Here is an 18,062-nt window from a genome sequence, read left to right as displayed (position 1 = left end):
CGTCACGGTCCGATTGTCGGCGCGGCGGCGTTCGGGTGTCCAGCCGCGTACGGAGCTGTGACGTGCGGGTGTGCCGGGAGCGGCCCGCCGCGGACACGGGGGCCGGTTCGGCCGAGTGGAGTGCGCCCGCGTCCGGATCTTGCCAGGATGACAGGGCCACCGACGAGGAGACCATCCACGACGAGGGGATCGCCATGCTGTTCGAGGTGTGGGCGCCGCAGGCGGAGGAACGGGTCGAGCTGCACCTTGAGGGCGCGGTGCGCCTCATGGAGCGGGACCCGGAGCGGGAAGGCTGGTGGGCGGCGGAGGCGGAGGCGGGCGACGGGGCCCGCTACGGCTACGCGCTGGACGGCGGCCCGGTGCTGCCCGACCCGCGCTCGGCCCGGCAGCCGGACGGGCCGGACGGGCTGAGCGCGGTGGTGGACCACTCCGCGTACCCCTGGCGGCACGCGGGCGGCGCTCCGGCCGGCGGGCTGCGCGGCGCGGTCCTCTACGAGCTGCACGTCGGCACGTACACCGCCGAGGGCACGCTGGACGCGGCGGCCGGCCGCCTGGACCACCTGGTGGCGCTCGGCGTCACCCATGTGGAGCTGATGCCGCTGTGCCCGTTCCCCGGCCGGCACGGCTGGGGGTACGAGGGGGTGTCGCTGTGGGCGGTGCACGAGCCCTACGGCGGCCCGGAGGCGCTGAAGCGCTTCGTCGACACGGCGCACGGCCTGGGCCTCGGGGTGGTCCTGGACGTGGTGCACAACCACCTGGGCCCCTCCGGCAACTACCTGCCGGCCTTCGGTCCGTACTTCACCGACACCCACCACACCCCGTGGGGCGCGGCGGTCAACCTGGACGCCCCCGGCTCGGACGAGGTGCGGGCGTACCTGCTGGGCAGCGCGCTGGCCTGGCTGCGGGAGTACCGGATCGACGGGCTGCGGCTGGACGCGGTGCACGCGCTGGCCGACGACCGGGCGCTGACGTTCCTGGAGGAGCTCTCCGCGGCGGTGGACGCGCTCGGCGCGGAGCGGGGCCGGGAGCTGTTCCTCATCGCCGAGTCCGACCTGTGCGACCCGCGCACCACCGCGCCGCGCGCCGCACACGGCCTGGGGCTGCACGCCCAGTGGAACGACGACTTCCACCACGCCCTGCACACCGCGCTGACCGGCGAGGCGCAGGGCTACTACGGCGACTTCGCCCGCGCCCCGCTGGCCGCGGTGGCCAAGACGCTCGGCCATGTCTTCTTCCACGACGGGACGTTCTCCACCTTCCGCGGCCGGGTGCACGGCCGCCCGGTGGACCGGGTCCGCACCTCGGCGCACCGCTTCCTCGGCTACGCCCAGACCCACGACCAGGTCGGCAACCGGGCCACCGGCGACCGGCTCTCGGCCACCTGCCCGCCCGGGCTGCTGGCCTGCGCCGCCGCCCTGGTCCTGACCGCCCCGTTCACCCCGATGCTGTTCATGGGCGAGGAGTGGGGCGCGTCCACGCCCTGGCAGTTCTTCACCGACCACACCGACCCGGAGCTGGCCGAGGCGGTGCGCACCGGGCGGCGGCGGGAGTTCGCCGCGCACGGCTGGGCCGCCGAGGACGTGCCCGACCCGCAGGACCCGGCCACCCGCGACCGCTCCTGCCTGGACTGGGCCGAGCGGGAGCGCGACCCGCACGCCCGGCTCCTCGCCTGGTACCGGGAGCTGATCGCGCTGCGGGCCGAGCAGCCCGACCTGACCGACCCGGACCTGGCGTCGGTGCGCACCGCCTTCGACGAGGACGCCCGCTGGCTGGCGCTGCGCCGGGGCGACGTGCGGGTGGCGGTCAATCTGGCGAAGGAGCCGGTGCGCGTCCCGCTGGGCACGGGCGGGCGGGTGCTGGCCGCCTGGGAGCCGGTCCGGCCCCCGGACGCCGACGGCCTGCTGACCCTGCCGGCCCAGTCCTGCGTGGTCCTCACGGACGGCTGAGGCCGGGCGGTCAGTCCACCGGTACGACGAGGTCGGCGCGGTCCCGGCCGGCCGCCACCAGTCGGGCGTTGGCCTCGTCGGACTCCCGCACCCAGCGTTCGGCGGCCGCGGGCTGTCTGCCGTGGCGCACATGCCGGGCCACCAGCCGCGCCAGCCGGGTGCGGTGGTCCGCGTCCAGGTACCAGACCTCGTCCAGCAGCGGCCGCACCCCGGCCCACGGCCCCTCCTCGTGCAGCAGGTAGTTGCCCTCGGTGATCACCAGCGGTACGCCGGGGGCGACCGCGACGGACCCGGCGACCGGCTCCTCCAGGGCCCGGTCGAAGGCGGGCGCGTAGACGGTGACGGCCGGGTCCGCGGCGCGCAGCCTGGCCAGCAGAGCGGTGTACCCGGCGGCGTCGAAGGTGTCCGGCGCGCCCTTGCGCCCGGCCCGCCCGAGCCTCTCCAGTTCGGCCCCGGCGAGATGGAAGCCGTCCATCGGCACCAGCACGGCGAGCCCGTCCAGCTCCTCCACCAGCCTGGCGGCCAGCGTCGACTTGCCCGCCCCGGGCGGCCCGGCGATCCCCAGCATCGTGCGGCGCCCGGGCACGGCGAGCCTCCGGGCGCGTGCGACGAGCGCCGCCGACCGGTGCGGGTCGCCCTCCGTCATACGTCTAACCTTCTCTCCATGTCCTTCATCGCCCTGGTCACCCTCGTGGTCCGCGACTACGACGAGGCCGTCGACTTCTATACCCGCGCGCTCGGCTTCGAACTGGCCGAGGACACCGACCGGGGCGGCGGCTCCCGCTGGGTCGTGGTCCGCCCGCCCGGCGGGGAGGCCGGGACCGGGCTGCTGCTGGCGAAGGCCAAGGACCCGGAGCAGGCGGCGAGCGTCGGCGCGCAGACCGGCGGCCGGGTCGGCTTCTTCCTGCACACCGCCGACTTCGCCGCCGACCACGCCCGGATGACCGCCGCCGGGGTGCGCTTCCTGGAGGAGCCGCGCCACGAGGCGTACGGCTCCGTCGCGGTCTTCGAGGACCTGTACGGCAACCGCTGGGACCTGCTCCAGCCCGCGGGCTGAGGTCAGTCCTCGCGGCCGGCGACGGCCGCGGTGAGGCCGAGCCCGATCATCGCCAGGCCGCCGGCCCCGCCCACCGCGGACAGCCGGCGCGGCGAGCGGGCGAACCAGTCCCGGGCCCCGGCCGCGGCCAGGCCCCAGATCCCGTCCGAGACCAGCGCGATCGCGTTGAAGACCAGCCCCAGCAGCAGCATCTGGGCCACCACGCCGCCCTGGCCGCGGTCGGTGAACTGCGGCAGCACGGCCGCGAAGAACACCATGGTCTTGGGGTTGCCCGCACCGACCGCGAAGCCCTCCCAGAAGGTCCGCAGGCCGCCGCGCCCGGCCCCGCCGCCCTCGTCGGCGGCCGGCGGGCCTGCCCCGCTCCCGCCAGGCGCGCACGCCCAGATGCACCAGGTAGGCGGCGCCGGCCAGCTTGATCGCCGTGAACAGCAGCAGCGAGCGCTCCACCAGCGAGCCGACGCCGAAGGCGACCGCCAGCACGAGCAGGTAGGCGCCGGCGGTGTTGCCGGCCACCGTGGTCAGCGCCGCGCGGCGGCCCTGTGCGAGGGCCCGCCCGACCACGAAGAGCACGCTGGGACCGGGGATCACGATCAGCAGCGCCGAGAGCGCGGCGAAGGCGGCGAACCGCTCGGGGGACGGCATGGGGCGACCCCACCACGGCCGCCGCCCGGCCCGCCACGGATTTGCGCGGCCGGCGGCTCAGCCGTCGGCGGGCTCCAGCCGCAGCGAGACGGAGTTGATGCAGTACCGCTGGTCGGTGGGGGTGGGGTAGCCCTCGCCCTCGAAGACATGGCCCAGGTGCGAGCCGCAGCGGGCGCAGCGGACCTCGGTGCGGACCATGCCGTGCGAGTGGTCCTGGATCAGCTCGACCGCGTCGGTGTCCTTCGGGTCGTAGAAGGACGGCCAGCCGCAGTGCGAGGCGAACTTGGCACCGGAGGTGAACAGCTCCGCGCCGCACGCCCGGCAGGAGTAGACCCCGGTGGTCTCTGTGTCGGTGTACTCACCGGTGAAGGGGCGCTCGGTGCCGGCCTGGCGCAGCACCTGGTACTCCTCGGGGGAGAGCTCCGCGCGCCACTGCTCGTCCGTCTTCTCCACGTCGTAGCCCATGTGTGCTCTCCTGCTCCCTCGTACGCGTACCGGTCAGCGGTCCCGGGCCCGTCAGGCGCCGTCGGCGAGGCGGGCCAGGACCAGGGGGCCGAGGTCGGTGACGTCCCCGGCGCCCATGGTGAGAACGAAGTCGCCGGGCCGGGCCATTCCCGCGACGATCCCGGGCACGGCGGCCTTGTCGGGGGCGTCGGTGACGTCCGCGCCGGCGGTCCGGGCGGCGTCGGTGATCAGGGCGCTGGTGACGCCGGGCAGCGGGTCCTCGCGGGCCGGGTAGATGTCGAGCACCACGGAGGCGTCGGCGAGGGCGAGCGCCTGGCCCATCTCCGCGCCCAGCTCCTGGGTGCGGGAGAACAGGTGCGGCTGGAAGACCACCAGCAGCCGGGAGTCGCCCACCGCGCCGCGCATGGCCTCCAGGTCGGCGGTCATCTCGGTGGGGTGGTGCGCGTAGGAGTCGATGACCTGCACGCCGGCGGCCTCGCCCTTGAGCTGGAGGCGGCGGCCGACGCCGGTGTACGCGGTGAGGGCCTTGGCCAGGGCGGAGGGGTCGACGCCCGCCCGGGCGCCGGCGGCGAGCGCGGCGGCGGCGTTGTGCGCGTAGTGGCGGCCGGGCACGGAGACGGTGAAGGCGTGCTCGGCGCCGTCGAGGACGACGGTGACCTCGCTGGTCATGCCGCGCGGCTGGACGGCGGTGATCCGGGCGTCGGAGTCCGCGCCCTCGCCGACCCGGACGATGGTGAGGTCGTCGCGGGCGGCCGCGACCCGGCGGGCCAGCTCGCGGGCGCCCTCGTGCTCGCCGACGACCAGCGCGCCACCGGGGCGGATCTTGGCGGCGAACGCCTCGAAGGACTCGTAGATCTCGTCCATGGAGGCGTAGTTGGCGTGGTGGTCCAGCTCGACGTTGAGGACGACGGCGACCTCGGGGTCGTACTTCTGGAAGCTGCGGTCGCTCTCGTCGGCCTCCGCGACGAAGACCTCCCCCTCGCCGTGGCGGGCGTTGGTGCCGGGCCCGGCGAGGTCGCCGCCGATGGCGTACGAGGGGTCGAGGCCCAGCTCGGTGAGGGCGACGGCCAGCATGGAGGTGGTGGTGGTCTTGCCGTGGGTGCCGGCCACCGCGATGGACCGCAGGCCGCCCATGAGGGCGGCGAGCGCGTCGGAGCGGTGCACCACGGGGACGCCCAGCTCGGCGGCGCGCACCAGCTCGGGGTTGTCGGCGCGGATGGCGCTGGAGACGACGACGGCGGTGGTGGCGGCGGCGACGTTGCCCGCGGCGTGGCCGATGTGCACGGTGGCGCCGAGGGCGCGCAGCGACGCGGCGGTCTCGGACTCGCGCGCGTCGCTGCCGGCGACCTCGGCGCCCCGCCGGGCGAGGATCCTGGCGATGCCCGACATGCCGGCGCCGCCGATGCCGATGAAGTGCGGGCGTTCCATGGCGGCAGGGACGGCGGATGCCATGTGGGTCTCTCCCCGGGGTGCGGTGGGTACGTGCGGGGGCCAGCCTATGCCGTACCCGGGCCGCCCGTGTCTCAGGCGGGCCCCGCCCCGCCTTCCCCGCGGTCGTCGCCCCGGACGTCGGCGTCCGAGTGGGCGAAGAGCTTCAGGACCGGCACGCCGACCTTGTGGCGGGCGCGGGAGGCCCAGTCGCGGTGGAAGAACTCCTCCACGTAGTGCGGCGCGGTCAGCACGATCACCTCGTCGGCGCCGGACTCGTCGACCACCGCCCTCAGCTTGTCCAGGGGGTGGTCCTCCACCACCTGGCCGACGGCCTCGCAACCGGCCGCGCGCAGCGCGAGCAGGGAGTGCTCCAGGCCGGCCTCGGCGGGCAGCCGGGCCGCTCTGCCCTCCGGCTCGTCGCCCTCCCGGACGGCCTCCTTGATCTCTCCCATCGCCACGTCGTCGATGGCGCGCAGCAGGACGACCGCCTGGTCGCCGCGCGGCTGCATGAGCACGATGAAGGACATCCGCTCGTCCCCGTGCAGGCCGGTGACGAACTCCACGTCGACGGCGGACAGGGGCTTCTCGATCATCAGTACGCTCGTGAACACTTCCAAGCCCTTCTGTCTGCTGCTTCTGTCTGCTGCGGCGGCGGCCGGCTCCGTCCGCTGCCTGGGCCGCTCGCCCGCCGCCGTTCTGCCGAAACCATCCTTCCCCGTCTGCGCACGGGAACCGCGTGAGTAAGTGTGCCCGCCGGAGATCAAGCGGAACGGTCGATTCCGGCGATGCCGGCGGCCTGGTGACCACCCTGTGACAGTGCCCCGACGCCCCGCGGTCACTCCGGTCCGGCGCCGCCCCGGCGGTAGCGGCTGAAGAGGAAGCCGTCCTCCTCCAGCAGCGAGACCAGCTCGAACCGGCGCGGCACCGGGATCTCCGGGCCGCCGGCGATCCGCTGGGCGCCGCCCGCGGTCATCGTCGGCGACACGGTCAGGCACAGCTCGTCGAGCACGCCCGCGGCGACCAGCATGCCGAGCAGCCGGGGCCCGCCCTCGCTGAGCTGGCGGCGCAGCCCCCGGTCGGCCAGCTCGCGCACCAGCCGGTGCGGGTCCACGCCCGCGCCGTCGCCCGCGACCACCACCTCGGCGCCGGCCTCCCGGGCCGCGGCGGTCCGGTCGGCGGGGGCGCCGGCCCCGGTCAGCACCAGGGTGGGCGTCAGGGGGGCGGTGAACAGCGGGGCGGAGAAGTCCAGGTCGAGGGAGGCGGAGACGACCGCGATGGCCGGCGCGGGGCCCTGCCCGGCGGCGGCCCGGCGGGCGGCGAACGCCTCCCGCGCGCGGGCCGGGCGGTAGCCCTCCCGGCGTACCGTCTCCGCGCCCACGACCACCACGTCCGACAGGGCTCGCAGGGTGCCGAAGACCCGCATGTCGGCGGCGGAGGAGATCGGCTGCGAGCGCCCGTCGTGCTGCGCGGCGCCGTCCAGGGTGGCGACCATGTTCGCCCGCAGCCAGGACCCGCCCGCGGCCGGTTCCGGGTAGCCGTAGGCGTCGGCCAGCTCTTGCGGCCCCCACTCCCGCGGGGCCAGGTCGGCGGTGGGCGTCCGGTCGGTCACGGGGCACAGGCGTCGCATGCGAGCGAGTCTGGCACGCGGCGGTCCACGTGCCGCCCGGGGCCCGGCCGTGCCCGGGGGCCGCCCCGCGCCCCCGGGCACGGCCGGGCGGGAGGCGGCCCCCGCGGGCCGTAGAGTGGGGAGGGTGTCCAGTGCCATAACCGAAGCGGCCCCGCTGTCCCTGTGCGCCCGTGAGCCGCACGTCCCCGCCGCCAGGCTGGTGGCCGAGATGGTGCCGCCGCCGCGTTTCGACGGGGTCCGCTTCGACACCTACATCCCCGACCCGAACCAGCCCAGCCAGGCCGAGGCGGTCAAGGTGCTCAGCGGCTTCGCGGGCGGGCTCGGGGCGGCCCCCGAGGGCGGCGGCCTGCGGCGCTGGTTCGGGCGCAAGCCGGCCGCGCCGAGCGGGCCGCGCGGGATCTACCTGGACGGCGGGTACGGCGTCGGCAAGACCCATCTGCTGGCCTCGCTGTGGCACGCCACCCCCGCCGAGCCGTCCCGCAAGGCGTTCGGCACCTTCGTGGAGCTGACCAACCTGGTCGGCGCGCTGGGCTTCCAGCAGACGGTGGCCACCCTCAGCGGGCACAGGCTGCTGTGCATCGACGAGTTCGAGCTGGACGACCCGGGCGACACCGTGCTGGTCTCCTCGCTGCTGGGCAAGCTGGTGGAGGCGGGCGTGGCGCTGGCCGCCACTTCCAACACGCTGCCGGGCAAGCTGGGCGAGGGCCGGTTCGCCGCGGCCGACTTCCTGCGCGAGATCCAGGGCCTGTCCGCGCACTTCCGGGCGCTGCGCATCGACGGCGAGGACTACCGGCACCGCGGGCTGCCCGAGGCGCCGGCCCCGTACACCGACGAGCAGGTCACCGCGGCCGCGCACGCCGCGCCCGGGGCTTCGCTGGACGCCTTCCCGGCGCTCCTCGACCACCTGGCGCGGGTGCACCCGAGCCGGTACGGGGCGCTGACCGACGAGCTGTCCGCGGTCTGCCTGACCGGGGTCGCCCCGGTGCCCGACCAGTCCACCGCGCTGCGGCTGGTGGTGCTGGCCGACCGGCTGTACGACCGGGAGGTGCCGGTGCTCGCCTCCGGGGCGCCCTTCGACCGGCTGTTCGGTGAGGACATGCTGAACGGCGGCTACCGCAAGAAGTACTTCCGGGCGATCTCCCGGCTCACCGCGCTGGCGCGCGACGCGAAGGGGCTGGTGGAGCAGTAGCTTTGGGGCCCTCACCGATCAGGAAGGGAACCACCATGGCCACCACGCGCACCGCCCACACGGTCTGGGAGGGCGAGCTCGCCAAGGGCTCCGGCACCGTCACCTTCGACTCGTCCGGCATCGGCTCGCAGCCGGTCTCCTGGCCCTCGCGCGCCGAGCAGGCGAACGGCAGGACCAGCCCCGAGGAGCTGATCGCGGCCGCGCACTCGAGCTGCTTCTCGATGGCCCTCTCGCACGGCCTGACCGGTGCGGGCAACCCGCCCACCCGCCTGGAGACCAGGGCGGACGTCACCTTCCAGCCGGGCGAGGGCATCACCGGCATCCACCTGACCGTGCGCGGCGAGGTGCCCGGCCTCGACGCCGAGTCGTTCGCCTCGGCCGCCGAGGACGCCAAGAAGAACTGCCCGGTCAGCCAGGCCCTGTCGGGCACCACGATCACCCTCACCGCCGAACTGGCCTGACCCGCTCCCGGGACGGCGGCGCGGACCGCCGTCCCGGCCCCGGCGACCGCCGACCGACGCGGCCGGTGGGACGTGCGGCCGTCCCGGCCCCCGGCGGCCGGCGCGACCGGTCGGACACGCGGCGGTACGGCGGCGGTGGGGGCGGCCGTCCCGGGGCGGCGCGCGGGGCGCGCTGGTGCGCGTGGTTCCCGTGGCGCCATGGTGCGTGGTACACACAAGCGGGTCACGTCCCCCACCTGTCAGCCATCCGCCAGCAGGGAGTCGCCCCATGTCCGCTCCACGGCTGTCCGCAACGCGACGTCAGGTCCTGGCCGCCACCGGCGCCACCGCCGCCGGGATCACCTTCACCGGCGCGCTCGGCGAACTCTTCGCCGGCACCGCCGCCGCCCGCGGCCACACCGGCTACGGTCCGCTCGTCCCCGATCCGAAGGGCCTGCTGGACCTGCCGAAAGGTTTCCGCTACCGGGTGCTGTCCCGCGAGGGCGACCGGCTGCGCTCCGGCGAGGGCCGGGTGCCCAGCAACCACGACGGGATGGCCGCCTTCGCCGGCCGCCGCGGCCACACCCACCTGGTCCGCAACCACGAGAACCGCCACGACGGCCGCATCCCGGTGCCCACCGCGCGCGGACTGACGTACGACCCGGAGGGCAAGGGCGGCTGCACGGCGATCGAGCTGGACGCCCGCGGCCGGGTGGTCGGCGAGCGGGTCGCCGTCGCCGGCACGGCCGTCAACTGCGCGGGCGGGCCCACCCCCTGGGGCACCTGGCTGACCTGCGAGGAGACCGAGGACCGGGCCGGCGTCAACGGCTACACCAAGGACCACGGCTTCGTCTTCGAGGTGCACCCCGGCGACCCCTTGCGCACCGGCGCGGTGCCGCTGACCGCGATGGGCCGCTTCCAGCACGAGGCCGTCGCCGTCGACCCGCACACCGGGGTGGTGTACGAGACCGAGGACGCCTTCGACAAGCCGTTCGGCCTGTTCTACCGCTTCCTGCCGAACCGGCCGCGCGGCGGCACCGGCTCGCTGCGGGCGGGCGGCCGGCTGGAGGCGATGCGCGTGCCCGGCGTGCCGGACCTGTCCGCCGTACGCGAGACCGGCGCCGTCTTCGACCGGATCGAGTGGGTGGAGGTGCCCGACCCGCTGGCCCGGCAGACCCCCGTCCGCTTCCAGGACTTCGGCGCGGGCGGCATCACCCACGCCCAGAAGCTGGAGGGCTGCTACTGGGGCGGGCGCTCGGTGTACTTCGTCTCCAGCTACGCCCGCGCCCGGGAGGGCTCGGCCGCCGACCACTTCGGCCAGGTGTGGCGGTACGACCCGGACCGCCGCCGGCTCACCCTGGTGGTCGTCTTCGGCCCGGACACCGGCGTGGCGCTGCCCGGCGAGTCGCCCGACAACATCTGCCTCGCCCCCGGCGGCGGGCTGATGGTCTGCGAGGACGGCGGCGGCGCGCAGCACGTCTTCGGAGTGACCCGGCGGGGCGAGGTGTACGCGATGGCGCGCGGCGCGAACAACATCGGCACCCCCGAGGAGCCGGAGTGGGGCGAGTTCGCCGGCGTCACCTTCGCCCCGGACGGCGACACCATGTTCGTCAACTGCTACACCCCCGGCACCACCTTCGCGGTCACCGGCCCGTTCGCCTGAGGTCCCGCACCGCTCGCGTCCGCACAGCCGTACTGACGCTCACCCGCAGGCGGTATCCGCCGTTCGGGCGATCACCGGCGCGGGGAGTCTGCAACGGGCGGCGCGACCGTGCGCCGCCCGGACCTGCGGGCGATGGGGAGCCGGGCATGGCGACGGAGAGCGGGCGGTCCAGCCGTCTGGACGAGCGGGCGGTGCTGCTGGCGGCCGGGGCGGCGGACCTGGCGGTGAGCACGCTGGGCTCGGCGCTGGGCGCGGTGCGCGGGCTGCTGCGGCGGTCGGACGGGCCGGAGCTGGCGGCGGACGCCGAGAGCGACCTGATCGCCCGCGGACGGCTGGTGCTGGACCGCTACGCGGCGCCGCCGCCGGCCCATCTGGAGGTGCTGGCGCGGCACGCACGGGCCCGGCGGGGCGTCGATGGCGGCTGAACGCTGGGAGCCGGCCGCCTTCCGGGAGCGCGTGGACGCGGTGCTGCACGCCTTCGTCGCCGAGGAGGCCGGCCGGCTGACCGCGATCGACCCGGTCCTCGGCCCGGTGGCCGGGGAGCTGGAGGCGGCCGTGGCCGCCGGCAAGCGGCTGCGGGCGGCGTTCTGCTACTGGGGCTGGCGGGCGGCCGGCCAGCCGGACAGCGCGGCGCTGGTACGGGCGGCCGCCGCGATGGAGCTGGTGCACGCGGCCGCCGTGGTCCACGACGACCTGATCGACGACAGCCCGCTGCGGCACGGGCGGCCCACCGCCCAGGTCGCCCTGCGGGCCGCGGTGCGGGGCCGGCCGTGGGCGGGGAACGCGGCCCGCTCGCTGGCCCTGCTGGTCGGGGACCTGCTGATGTCCCTGGCCGGGCAGCTCTTCACCACCAGCGGTCTGCCCGCCGCCTACCTCGGGCGGGCCCGGCCGCTGTGGGCGGCGCTGGCCCGCGACCTGGTGGCCGGCGAGTGCCTGGAGATCCTGCACACCGGGGGCGTGCCGGACACCGCGGCCTCCCTGAAGGTGATCCGCTACAAGACGGCCAAGTACACCGTGGAGCAGCCGCTGCTGATCGGCGGGGCGCTGGCCGGGGCGGGCGGGCGGCTGCGGGCCGGCTACTCGGCGTACGGGCTGCCGCTCGGCGAGGCGTTCCAGCTCCGGGACGACCTGCTGGGGCTGTTCGGAGAGCCGGAGCGCACCGGCAAGGCGGCCGCCGACGACGTACGCGGCCGGCGGCCCACCGCCCTGCTGGCGGAGACCTGGCGGCTGGCCGGCGAGGCGGAGCGGGCCGAGCTGGACGCCCTGCTGGGGAGGTCCGGCCCGAAGGACGCGGCCGGCGACGGGGTGCGGGCGGTGCGCGCGCTGATGCGCCGGCTGAAGGCGCCGGACCGGGTGGAGGCCATGATCGCCGACCGGGTGGCGCAGGCTCTCGACGCCGTGGACGGGCTGGCCCTGCCGGCGCCGGCCGCCGCCGCGCTGACCGCACTGGCGCACTCCGCCACCACCCGGCTGTCCTGACCCGACCCTCCTCCCGGAAGGACCGTTCACACCCATGACCTGGACCGACGCCTCGATGGACGCGCTGCGCGGCCGCGGCGACGAACTGGCCGACGCGACCGTGGCCACCCTCTTCGCACGCGGCGAGGTGGGGAAGTTCAACACCCTGATGCGGTACGTCTCCACGGCTGGCGCCCCGCTGCCGGAGGGGCTGCCGGAGGTGGCCCGGGAGTACCTGGAGGCCACCGCCGCTCCCCCGGACTGGGTGGACTGGGACGAGATGGAGCGGGCCCGGCTGTTCTTCACCGACAACAACGTGCACATCTCCACCGCGCTGTCCTTCGCCGCCATGCCCGCCTGCTACGTGGTGCCGCACGTGGCGCGGCTGCTGTCGGCGACCCACGGGCTGAGCTACCCGTCCAAGCGGATGGCGGAGACCGGTCAGTTCACCGTCTACCTGATGCGGCCGGACGCCTTCGAGGCGGGCGGGCGGTTCGTGCCGGCGGCGCAGAAGGTGCGCCTGCTGCACGCCGCCATCCGGCACCACCTGCGGCGGGAGGACCGCTGGGACACCGCCGGGCTGGGCACGCCGATCTGCCAGGAGGACATGATCGGCGGCCAGATGTTCTTCTCCATGCTGGTGCTGGACAGCCTGCACCGGCTCGGCGTCCACATGTCCGAGGAGGGTGCGGACGCCTACTACTACGCCTGGCGGGTGGTCGGCGCCATGCTCGGCGTCGACCAGGACGCCGTGCCGCGGACCCTGCCCGAGGCGCGGGCCTTCCTGGACCTGTACATGGTCCGGCACATGGGGCCCTCCGAGGAGGGCGCGCACCTGACCCGGCAGCTCGTCGAGCTGTACGAGGAGGTGGTGCCCGGGACCTTGTTCGACCCGGTCGTCTCGGCCCTGATCCGCTACCTGGTCGGGGACACCTGCGCCGACTGGCTGGAGGTCCCCCGTACCTCCTTCGACACCGTGGTGCGGGCGGTGCCGCACCTGCTCGGGGTGCTGGAGACGATCGAGGACCGCTCTCCGTTCGGCGCCTGGGCGCTGGACCGGCTGGGCCACCTCACCTCGGTGTTCGAGCTGTCCACGCTCACCCGGGGGCGGGTGATGCACTACGCCGTGCCGGAGGCGCTGCGCAAGGAGTACGGCGTCTCCGGCGGTGTGCCGCGCACCCGGCGGTGGACGCCGCCGGCCGCCACGGTCTCCTGAGGGCGGGCCCGGGCCCCGGGCTCACCAGGCGACCGGCAGCGCCTCCGGGCCGCGGATGAGGGTGCGGCGGCGCCAGGGCACCTCGGCCGGCGGGACGGCCAGGCGCAGGGTGGGGAAGCGGTCCACCAGGGTGTCGACCAGCAGCTCGGTCTGCATCCGGGCGAGCATCGCGCCGGCGCAGTAGTGCGGGCCGTGCCCGAAGGACAGGTGCGGGTTGGGCGCGCGGTCGAAGTCGACGCGCTCGGGGTCGGGGAAGACGTCCGGGTCGCGGTTGGCCGAGAGGTAGGAGACGTAGACCGCCTCGCCGGCGTGGACGCGCACCCCGTGCAGCTCGACGTCCTCCAGGGCGATCCGGGCCAGGCCGACGGCGCTGCGGTGCGGGATGTAGCGCAGCAGCTCGTCGGTGAAGCGGGCGCGGTTCTCCGGTTCGGCGCGCATGCGCTCCATCAGCGCGGGGCGGGTGAGGAGCAGGAAGAACATGTTGCCGACGTTGTTGGTGACCGCCTCGCCGCCGATCTGGAGCGGGCCGGCGACGCCGATCGCCTCCTCGGCGGTGAGGTCGCCGCGGCCGACCGCCGCGCCGAGCAGCGAGACGACGTCCTCACCGGTGGCCCCGCCGCGGGCCTTGACCTCCTCGGCGAACCAGCCGTACATGCCCTCCTTGGCGCGGGCGGTGGCCTCGGCGCCGGCGGCGGAGACGATCTGCCGGGTCCAGGCCGCCATCCGTTCCCGGTCGGCCTCGGGGATGCCCATGACCTCGCAGATGGTGGTCAGCGGGAAGGGCTCCAGGACCCGGGCGGTGAGGTCGGCGGGCGGCCCGTCGGCGGCCATCGACTCCACCAGCTCGTCCAGCATCTCCTGGCAGCGGGTCCGCAGCCTGCCCACGCCGCGGCTGGTGAAGGCGGGCGCGACGGCGGTGCGCAGCCGGTTGTGGTCGGGCTGGTCGGCGAAGGCGAGGGAGCCGGGCTTGGGCTTGAAGTGCGGGGCGATCCGGGTGACCTGGCCGGTGGCGACGGCGGCCCGGCTGAAGCGGGGGTCGTTGACGAGGGCCTTGACGTCCTCGTAACGGGTCAGCAGCCAGGCCCAGCCCTCGCCGTGGGCGAGCTGGACGCGGGTGATCGGGCCCTCGCGCATCAGCTCGGCGAGCACCGGGTCGAAGTCGGTGCCGGTGAGGTCCAGCGAGGGCCAGTGCCGCACGGGCGGCGGACCGAGCAGGGGGCGGGTCGCGGTGTCCTCGGACATGGGTCCGTCTCTCCTCTGTGCGCGGGACGCCCGGCCGCGGTGGGGCGCGGGCTCCCGTTCACGATCACCCGGACGGGGCGGGGAATCGCGCTGGACTACTCCGGACGGCAGGCGCGGGCGGCGCGGGTGGCCGCCCGACCCGGCACATACAAGCCGACGATCATATATTCCGATCCGTGAACAGCTCTGTACGGAAAGTGATCATCGGCGTGCTGGCCCCGCTGCTGCCGCTGTGCCTGGCGGCCTGCGGCACGGCGCCCCCCGGGGCGGCCGGCCCCGCCGCGGCCGCGGGGCCGAGCGCCGCCGGCAGCCCCTCCGCCGCCCCGCGCTCCGCCGCCCCCGCCGGGCCCTCCGCGCCGCCGGTCATGGCGCCCGGACCCGGCGGGCTGACCCCGGTCTTCGCGCGGGGCAGCGCGAAGGGCGGCAAGACGGTCGCCCTGACCTTCGACGCCGACATGACGGCCGACCAGGGGGCCCGGGCGGCCGGCGGCGAGCACTTCGACAACCCGGCGCTCATCGGCACCCTGCGCAGGCTGAAGGTCGACGCCACCGTCTTCATGACCGGGCGGTGGGCCGAGGAGTACCCGGACCAGGCCCGCTCCATCGGCGCCGACCCGCGCTTCGAGATCGCCAACCACTCCTACAGCCACCACGCCTTCACCGGCGACTGCTACGGGCTGCCGCGGCTGGACGCCGACCAGGCGGCGGGCGACGTGCGGCGCGCCTTCGACGCCTTCAAGGCGGCCGGGGCCCGCAATGTGGTGCCCTACTTCCGCTTCCCCGGCGGCTGCTACGACGACGAGGCGCTGCGCGCGCTGGCCCCGGCCAAGGTGACGGCCGTGCAGTGGGACGTGGTGAGCGGCGACGCCTTCGCCACCGACGCGGACGCCGTCGCCCAGCAGGTGCTGGACGGCGTCAAGCCCGGCTCGCTGGTGGTCATGCACTGCACCCGCAGCGCGGCCCCGGTCACCGAGCGGGCGATCCGCCGGATCGTGCCCGAACTGCGGGCGCGCGGCTACCGGTTCGTCAAGGTCTCCGAACTGATGGCCGGCGCCCGCTGACCTCGGGAGCGCTCAGCCGGAGCAGGCGCCGCGCTGGGCCTCCTGCCACTCGCAGACCGGGCACAGCACGATGCCGCGGACCGACTCCGGGTACTCGGTCGGCTCCTGGCACAGCACACAGGCCGCGTACGGCTCCCCGGCCGCGGCCGGCACGGCGGGCGCGGGGCGCGCCGCGGGTCCCGCGCAGTAGTCCCCGCCGCCGCCCGCCGCCGTCGCCTCCGCCGCTTCCGCCGCCTCGGTCCGCCTCTCGGTCTCCCTCTCGTCCACGTGTCCGAGCGTACCGCCGGCCGCCCCGGAGGTCCGGGCCGCTACTCCGCCTTCGGCACCAGCTCGCTGGGGCGCACCACCACGAAGCCCTCGCCCTCCAGCTTGAGCTGCACGGCCTCCCCGGAGCCGCCGCGGATCATCGAGCCGACCGACTGCGAGCGGTGCAGCGAGGTGTTGAGCTGGGCGCTCCAGCCGACCACCGCGTCGGTGTCCGCGTACACCGGCTGGTTGGTACTGACCGGGATGACGATCGGGTTGCCGTCGCAGATCAGGGCCAGCTTGCCGTGTCCGGTGAAGACGCTGTTGAACAGCCCGCCGCCGGTCATCCCGGCGCCCTTCACCGTCTTGATCTCGTAGCTCAGGGTGGCGTCGAAGCAGAGCACGTTGCGGCCGTTGACGGTGAGCGCGTCGCCCGGCTCGATGTCCACGATGAAGCAGTTCTGCGCCTCGTGGGCGAACCACGCCTCGCCCTGCCCGCGCACCGCCATCAGCGCCAGGCCCTCGCCGGTGACGGCACGCTTGAGCATGCCGCCCAGGCCCTGGCCCTTGCGCTCGAACTGGAGGTTGCCGCGGAAGGCGACCATCGAGCCCTGGCGGGCGTGCATCTCGCCGTTGACGGTGTACTTGACGGACTTGGCGTTTTGCAGGGACATCCCGGGCACGGAGGCCTGCTGGGCGAGGTTCTCGGCTGCGAAAAGGTCGCTCTTCATGCGGGCATGGTGTCCCGGAAGCACCCCTTCCGCCAAGATCGGTGCGCCGGACGCCTGGCAGACTGGCCGGGTGAGCAGCGCCGACGACCCCCGTGACACCCTTCCGCAGTACGTGCTTCCGCTCGTCGTACGCCTGGAGCGCGACGCCCCGCCGGCCCGGACCGACGCCCTGGAGGCGGCCGCCCGCGCCGTGCTGGTCATCCTCTCCGACGACCGCTCGCTCGGGGACGGCGAGTGGGCGGAGGCGATGGGCGCCTGGCAGGACGCCCGGATCCGCAAGGTGGTGCGCCGGGCCCGCGGCGCGGAGTGGCGGCGGGCCGCCGCGCTGCCCGGCCTCACCGTCACCGCCGGTACGGCCGAGGTGCGGGTGTTCCCGCCGGTGCCGCTGGACGGCTGGCCCGGGGAGCTGGCCAAGCTCCAGGTCTCCGGCACCGAGCTGGCCGAGCAGGGCGACCTCCCGCCGGCCGGCCCCGAGCAGGCGGTGCTCTGGCTCAGCCCGGACCTGGAGATGTCCACCGGCAAGGAGATGGCCCAGGTCGGCCACGGCGCGCAACTCCTCTGGTACGCCCTGCCGGAGGCCGCCCGCAAGGCGTGGCGCGAGGCCGGCTTCCCGCTCGCCGTCCGCACCGCGCCCCCCGCCCGCTGGAGCGCCCTCACCGCCTCCGGCCTCCCCCTCGTCCGCGACGCCGGCTTCACCGAGATCGCCCCCGGCTCCTGCACCGTGGTGGCCGAGCCCCCGGCGAGCCCGGGCGGCTGACCCCGGGTCGCCGTCAGCCCCCGCCCCCGTCCCCGTATCCGCCTTCTCCTGCTGCTTCTCCTGCCGGGTCTCCTGCTTCCTTCTCCTTCCTCAGCTCCTCGGCGAGCATCACCAGGATGCCGCTGGGGCCGCGGAGGTAGGTGAGCTTGTAGACGTCCCTGTAGGTCGCCACCCCGCGCAGCGGACGGCATCCGTGCCGGGCTGCGATCTCCAGGGCCGCGTCGATGTCGTCGACCGAGAAGGCGACGCGGTGCATCCCGATCTCGTTCGGAAGCGTGGGCTCCGTCTCGATCGCCTCGGGGTGGAGGTACTCGAACAGCTCCAACCGGCCCTGCCCGTCCGGCGTCTGGAGCATGGCGATCCTGGCGTGGTTGCCGTCCAGACCGACGGCGGTGTCGGTCCACTCACCGCTGACCGTGTCCCGTCCGAGGACGGTGAGACCGAGGTCGGTGAAGAAGGAGATCGCTGCTTCGAGGTCGCGGACGGCGATGCCGACGTTCTCAAGTCTGATGGCCATGGCGCATGCTAACGAGCCGGACCGGGCCGCGTGGCCGACCTCCGCGAGGCGGTCACCGCCGATCGGCCCGCCCGCCGGCCTGCCGGACCGGGTAGCGGCGCAGGAAGGCGGAGTCCACCTCGAAGCGGGTGACGAAGCCGGCGCCGTCGTGCCGCACGTTCCCGTCGCGGGCGATCAGCACGGCGGACTCCTCGTCGAGCACCGGGTAGAAGATCGGCTGCTCCGGCAGGCGGGGCGGCCAGGCGCGCCGGCCGGAGGCGCGTGTGCGCCCGCGGGGCGCTTGACGGCTTCCGGGCCGAGGGGGCGGTGTGAGCGACGTCGCAGGACACAGGGGGCGATTCGGGCCGCGGGGTGGGGAGATCGGCGGGGCTGAA

At 75.3% G+C, this 18,062-nt stretch carries 18 protein-coding genes and 3 pseudogenes; 10 read left to right on the top strand and 11 right to left on the bottom strand.

Annotated elements, in window-relative coordinates:
- Window positions 1-194: 194 nt before the first annotated feature.
- Entirely contained in the window at window positions 195-1,946 is a 1,752-nt protein-coding gene (treZ, locus tag C6N75_RS11360; RefSeq protein WP_105868754.1) for a malto-oligosyltrehalose trehalohydrolase, read from the top strand.
- 10 nt (window positions 1,947-1,956) lie between these two features.
- Here the strand turns inward: treZ and C6N75_RS11355 are convergent, their stop codons facing one another.
- Window positions 1,957-2,592, bottom strand: coding sequence for a nucleoside/nucleotide kinase family protein (locus tag C6N75_RS11355; RefSeq protein ID WP_105868747.1), 636 nt, complete (start codon window positions 2,590-2,592; stop codon window positions 1,957-1,959).
- 18 nt (window positions 2,593-2,610) lie between these two features.
- Between C6N75_RS11355 and C6N75_RS11350 the strand changes: the two genes are divergently transcribed.
- Window positions 2,611-3,003 carry a VOC family protein gene (locus tag C6N75_RS11350; protein WP_105868746.1) on the top strand — a complete coding sequence of 131 codons (393 nt, stop codon included), beginning with the start codon at window positions 2,611-2,613 and terminating at the stop codon, window positions 3,001-3,003.
- Between the two features lie 2 nt (window positions 3,004-3,005).
- Here C6N75_RS11350 and C6N75_RS11345 read toward each other — a convergent pair.
- From C6N75_RS11345 to C6N75_RS11325, 5 genes and pseudogenes are all read right to left on the bottom strand, one after another.
- Window positions 3,006-3,645, bottom strand: a pseudogene (locus C6N75_RS11345) (LysE family translocator).
- A 57-nt stretch (window positions 3,646-3,702) separates the two neighbouring features.
- On the bottom strand, window positions 3,703-4,110 hold the full coding sequence (gene msrB / locus C6N75_RS11340) for a peptide-methionine (R)-S-oxide reductase MsrB (protein ID WP_105868745.1): 408 nt from the start codon (window positions 4,108-4,110) through the stop codon (window positions 3,703-3,705).
- A 51-nt stretch (window positions 4,111-4,161) separates the two neighbouring features.
- Window positions 4,162-5,562: a UDP-N-acetylmuramate--L-alanine ligase gene (gene murC, locus C6N75_RS11335; protein ID WP_105868744.1), complete on the bottom strand. Its 1,401-nt coding sequence runs from the start codon at window positions 5,560-5,562 to the stop codon at window positions 4,162-4,164.
- Between the two features lie 71 nt (window positions 5,563-5,633).
- Window positions 5,634-6,152 (bottom strand): indole-3-glycerol phosphate synthase, encoded by a 519-nt coding sequence (locus tag C6N75_RS11330; protein ID WP_105868743.1) that lies wholly within the window; start codon window positions 6,150-6,152, stop codon window positions 5,634-5,636.
- 224 nt (window positions 6,153-6,376) lie between these two features.
- A complete protein-coding gene (locus C6N75_RS11325) occupies window positions 6,377-7,168 on the bottom strand; it encodes a pyrimidine reductase family protein (protein ID WP_105868742.1) in 792 nt (263 codons plus the stop codon).
- 136 nt (window positions 7,169-7,304) lie between these two features.
- Here C6N75_RS11325 and zapE point away from each other — a divergent pair, with 136 nt between their 5' ends.
- The 6 genes from zapE to C6N75_RS11295 all read left to right on the top strand — a co-directional run bounded on the left by zapE (window position 7,305) and on the right by C6N75_RS11295 (window position 13,134).
- Window positions 7,305-8,357: a cell division protein ZapE gene (gene zapE / locus C6N75_RS11320; RefSeq protein WP_258177356.1), complete on the top strand. Its 1,053-nt coding sequence runs from the start codon at window positions 7,305-7,307 to the stop codon at window positions 8,355-8,357.
- 35 nt (window positions 8,358-8,392) lie between these two features.
- Window positions 8,393-8,818 (top strand): OsmC family protein, encoded by a 426-nt coding sequence (locus C6N75_RS11315; protein WP_105868740.1) that lies wholly within the window; start codon window positions 8,393-8,395, stop codon window positions 8,816-8,818.
- 268 nt (window positions 8,819-9,086) lie between these two features.
- A complete protein-coding gene (locus tag C6N75_RS11310; protein WP_105868739.1) occupies window positions 9,087-10,460 on the top strand; it encodes an alkaline phosphatase PhoX in 1,374 nt (457 codons plus the stop codon).
- A 146-nt stretch (window positions 10,461-10,606) separates the two neighbouring features.
- Entirely contained in the window at window positions 10,607-10,885 is a 279-nt protein-coding gene (locus C6N75_RS11305) for a polyprenyl synthetase (RefSeq protein ID WP_105868738.1), read from the top strand.
- Window positions 10,875-11,939, top strand: a complete 1,065-nt coding sequence (locus C6N75_RS11300) for a polyprenyl synthetase family protein (RefSeq protein ID WP_105868737.1) — start codon at window positions 10,875-10,877, stop codon at window positions 11,937-11,939. The genes C6N75_RS11305 and C6N75_RS11300 overlap by 11 nt, the downstream gene beginning before the upstream one ends.
- A gap of 34 nt (window positions 11,940-11,973) precedes the next feature.
- Entirely contained in the window at window positions 11,974-13,134 is a 1,161-nt protein-coding gene (locus C6N75_RS11295) for an oxygenase MpaB family protein (RefSeq protein WP_105868736.1), read from the top strand.
- Between the two features lie 21 nt (window positions 13,135-13,155).
- Here the strand turns inward: C6N75_RS11295 and C6N75_RS11290 are convergent, their stop codons facing one another.
- Window positions 13,156-14,376, bottom strand: coding sequence for a cytochrome P450 (locus C6N75_RS11290; protein ID WP_105868735.1), 1,221 nt, complete (start codon window positions 14,374-14,376; stop codon window positions 13,156-13,158).
- Window positions 14,377-14,585: 209 nt separating this feature from the next.
- On the opposite strand from C6N75_RS11290, the gene C6N75_RS11285 reads away from it, so the two are divergent.
- The gene (locus C6N75_RS11285) at window positions 14,586-15,437 is read left to right on the top strand and encodes a polysaccharide deacetylase family protein (protein WP_407703212.1); all 852 of its coding nucleotides are present in this window, start codon (window positions 14,586-14,588) and stop codon (window positions 15,435-15,437) included.
- 12 nt (window positions 15,438-15,449) lie between these two features.
- On the opposite strand, the gene C6N75_RS11280 is transcribed toward C6N75_RS11285, so the two are convergent.
- On the bottom strand, window positions 15,450-15,704 hold the full coding sequence (locus C6N75_RS11280) for a hypothetical protein (protein ID WP_105868733.1): 255 nt from the start codon (window positions 15,702-15,704) through the stop codon (window positions 15,450-15,452).
- Between the two features lie 41 nt (window positions 15,705-15,745).
- Window positions 15,746-16,414 carry an AIM24 family protein gene (locus C6N75_RS11275; RefSeq protein WP_105868732.1) on the bottom strand — a complete coding sequence of 223 codons (669 nt, stop codon included), beginning with the start codon at window positions 16,412-16,414 and terminating at the stop codon, window positions 15,746-15,748.
- Between the two features lie 70 nt (window positions 16,415-16,484).
- Here C6N75_RS11275 and C6N75_RS11270 point away from each other — a divergent pair, with 70 nt between their 5' ends.
- Window positions 16,485-17,171, top strand: a complete 687-nt coding sequence (locus C6N75_RS11270; RefSeq protein ID WP_258177354.1) for a peptidyl-tRNA hydrolase — start codon at window positions 16,485-16,487, stop codon at window positions 17,169-17,171.
- 85 nt (window positions 17,172-17,256) lie between these two features.
- On the opposite strand, the pseudogene C6N75_RS11265 reads toward C6N75_RS11270, so the two are convergent.
- Together C6N75_RS11265 and C6N75_RS32230 are read right to left on the bottom strand one after the other, a co-directional pair.
- Window positions 17,257-17,688, bottom strand: a pseudogene (locus tag C6N75_RS11265) (VOC family protein); the annotation flags it as partial.
- Window positions 17,689-17,755: 67 nt separating this feature from the next.
- Window positions 17,756-18,019: pseudogene (locus tag C6N75_RS32230) on the bottom strand (hypothetical protein); the annotation flags it as partial.
- Window positions 18,020-18,062 lie beyond the last annotated feature (43 nt).

Source organism: Streptomyces solincola, from assembly GCF_002982015.1.
Lineage (GTDB): Bacteria > Actinomycetota > Actinomycetes > Streptomycetales > Streptomycetaceae > Streptomyces > Streptomyces solincola.
The sequence above is the reverse complement of the archived record's forward strand: the minus strand, read 5'-3'. Positions and strand labels throughout refer to the sequence as shown.

What these genes read in the sequence shown, in the direction of transcription:
- C6N75_RS11310 (WP_105868739.1), top strand. Translation starts at nt 9,087, where the DNA reads ATGTCCGCTCCACGGCTGTCCGCAACGCGACGTCAGGTCCTGGCCGCC.
- treZ (WP_105868754.1), top strand. Translation starts at nt 195, where the DNA reads ATGCTGTTCGAGGTGTGGGCGCCGCAGGCGGAGGAACGGGTCGAGCTG.
- C6N75_RS11300 (WP_105868737.1), top strand. Translation starts at nt 10,875, where the DNA reads ATGGCGGCTGAACGCTGGGAGCCGGCCGCCTTCCGGGAGCGCGTGGAC.
- C6N75_RS11305 (WP_105868738.1), top strand. Translation starts at nt 10,607, where the DNA reads ATGGCGACGGAGAGCGGGCGGTCCAGCCGTCTGGACGAGCGGGCGGTG.
- msrB (WP_105868745.1), bottom strand. Translation starts at nt 4,110, where the DNA reads ATGGGCTACGACGTGGAGAAGACGGACGAGCAGTGGCGCGCGGAGCTC.
- murC (WP_105868744.1), bottom strand. Translation starts at nt 5,562, where the DNA reads ATGGCATCCGCCGTCCCTGCCGCCATGGAACGCCCGCACTTCATCGGC.
- C6N75_RS11325 (WP_105868742.1), bottom strand. Translation starts at nt 7,168, where the DNA reads ATGCGACGCCTGTGCCCCGTGACCGACCGGACGCCCACCGCCGACCTG.
- C6N75_RS11295 (WP_105868736.1), top strand. Translation starts at nt 11,974, where the DNA reads ATGACCTGGACCGACGCCTCGATGGACGCGCTGCGCGGCCGCGGCGAC.
- C6N75_RS11355 (WP_105868747.1), bottom strand. Translation starts at nt 2,592, where the DNA reads ATGACGGAGGGCGACCCGCACCGGTCGGCGGCGCTCGTCGCACGCGCC.
- C6N75_RS11350 (WP_105868746.1), top strand. Translation starts at nt 2,611, where the DNA reads ATGTCCTTCATCGCCCTGGTCACCCTCGTGGTCCGCGACTACGACGAG.
- C6N75_RS11290 (WP_105868735.1), bottom strand. Translation starts at nt 14,376, where the DNA reads ATGTCCGAGGACACCGCGACCCGCCCCCTGCTCGGTCCGCCGCCCGTG.
- C6N75_RS11275 (WP_105868732.1), bottom strand. Translation starts at nt 16,414, where the DNA reads ATGAAGAGCGACCTTTTCGCAGCCGAGAACCTCGCCCAGCAGGCCTCC.
- C6N75_RS11315 (WP_105868740.1), top strand. Translation starts at nt 8,393, where the DNA reads ATGGCCACCACGCGCACCGCCCACACGGTCTGGGAGGGCGAGCTCGCC.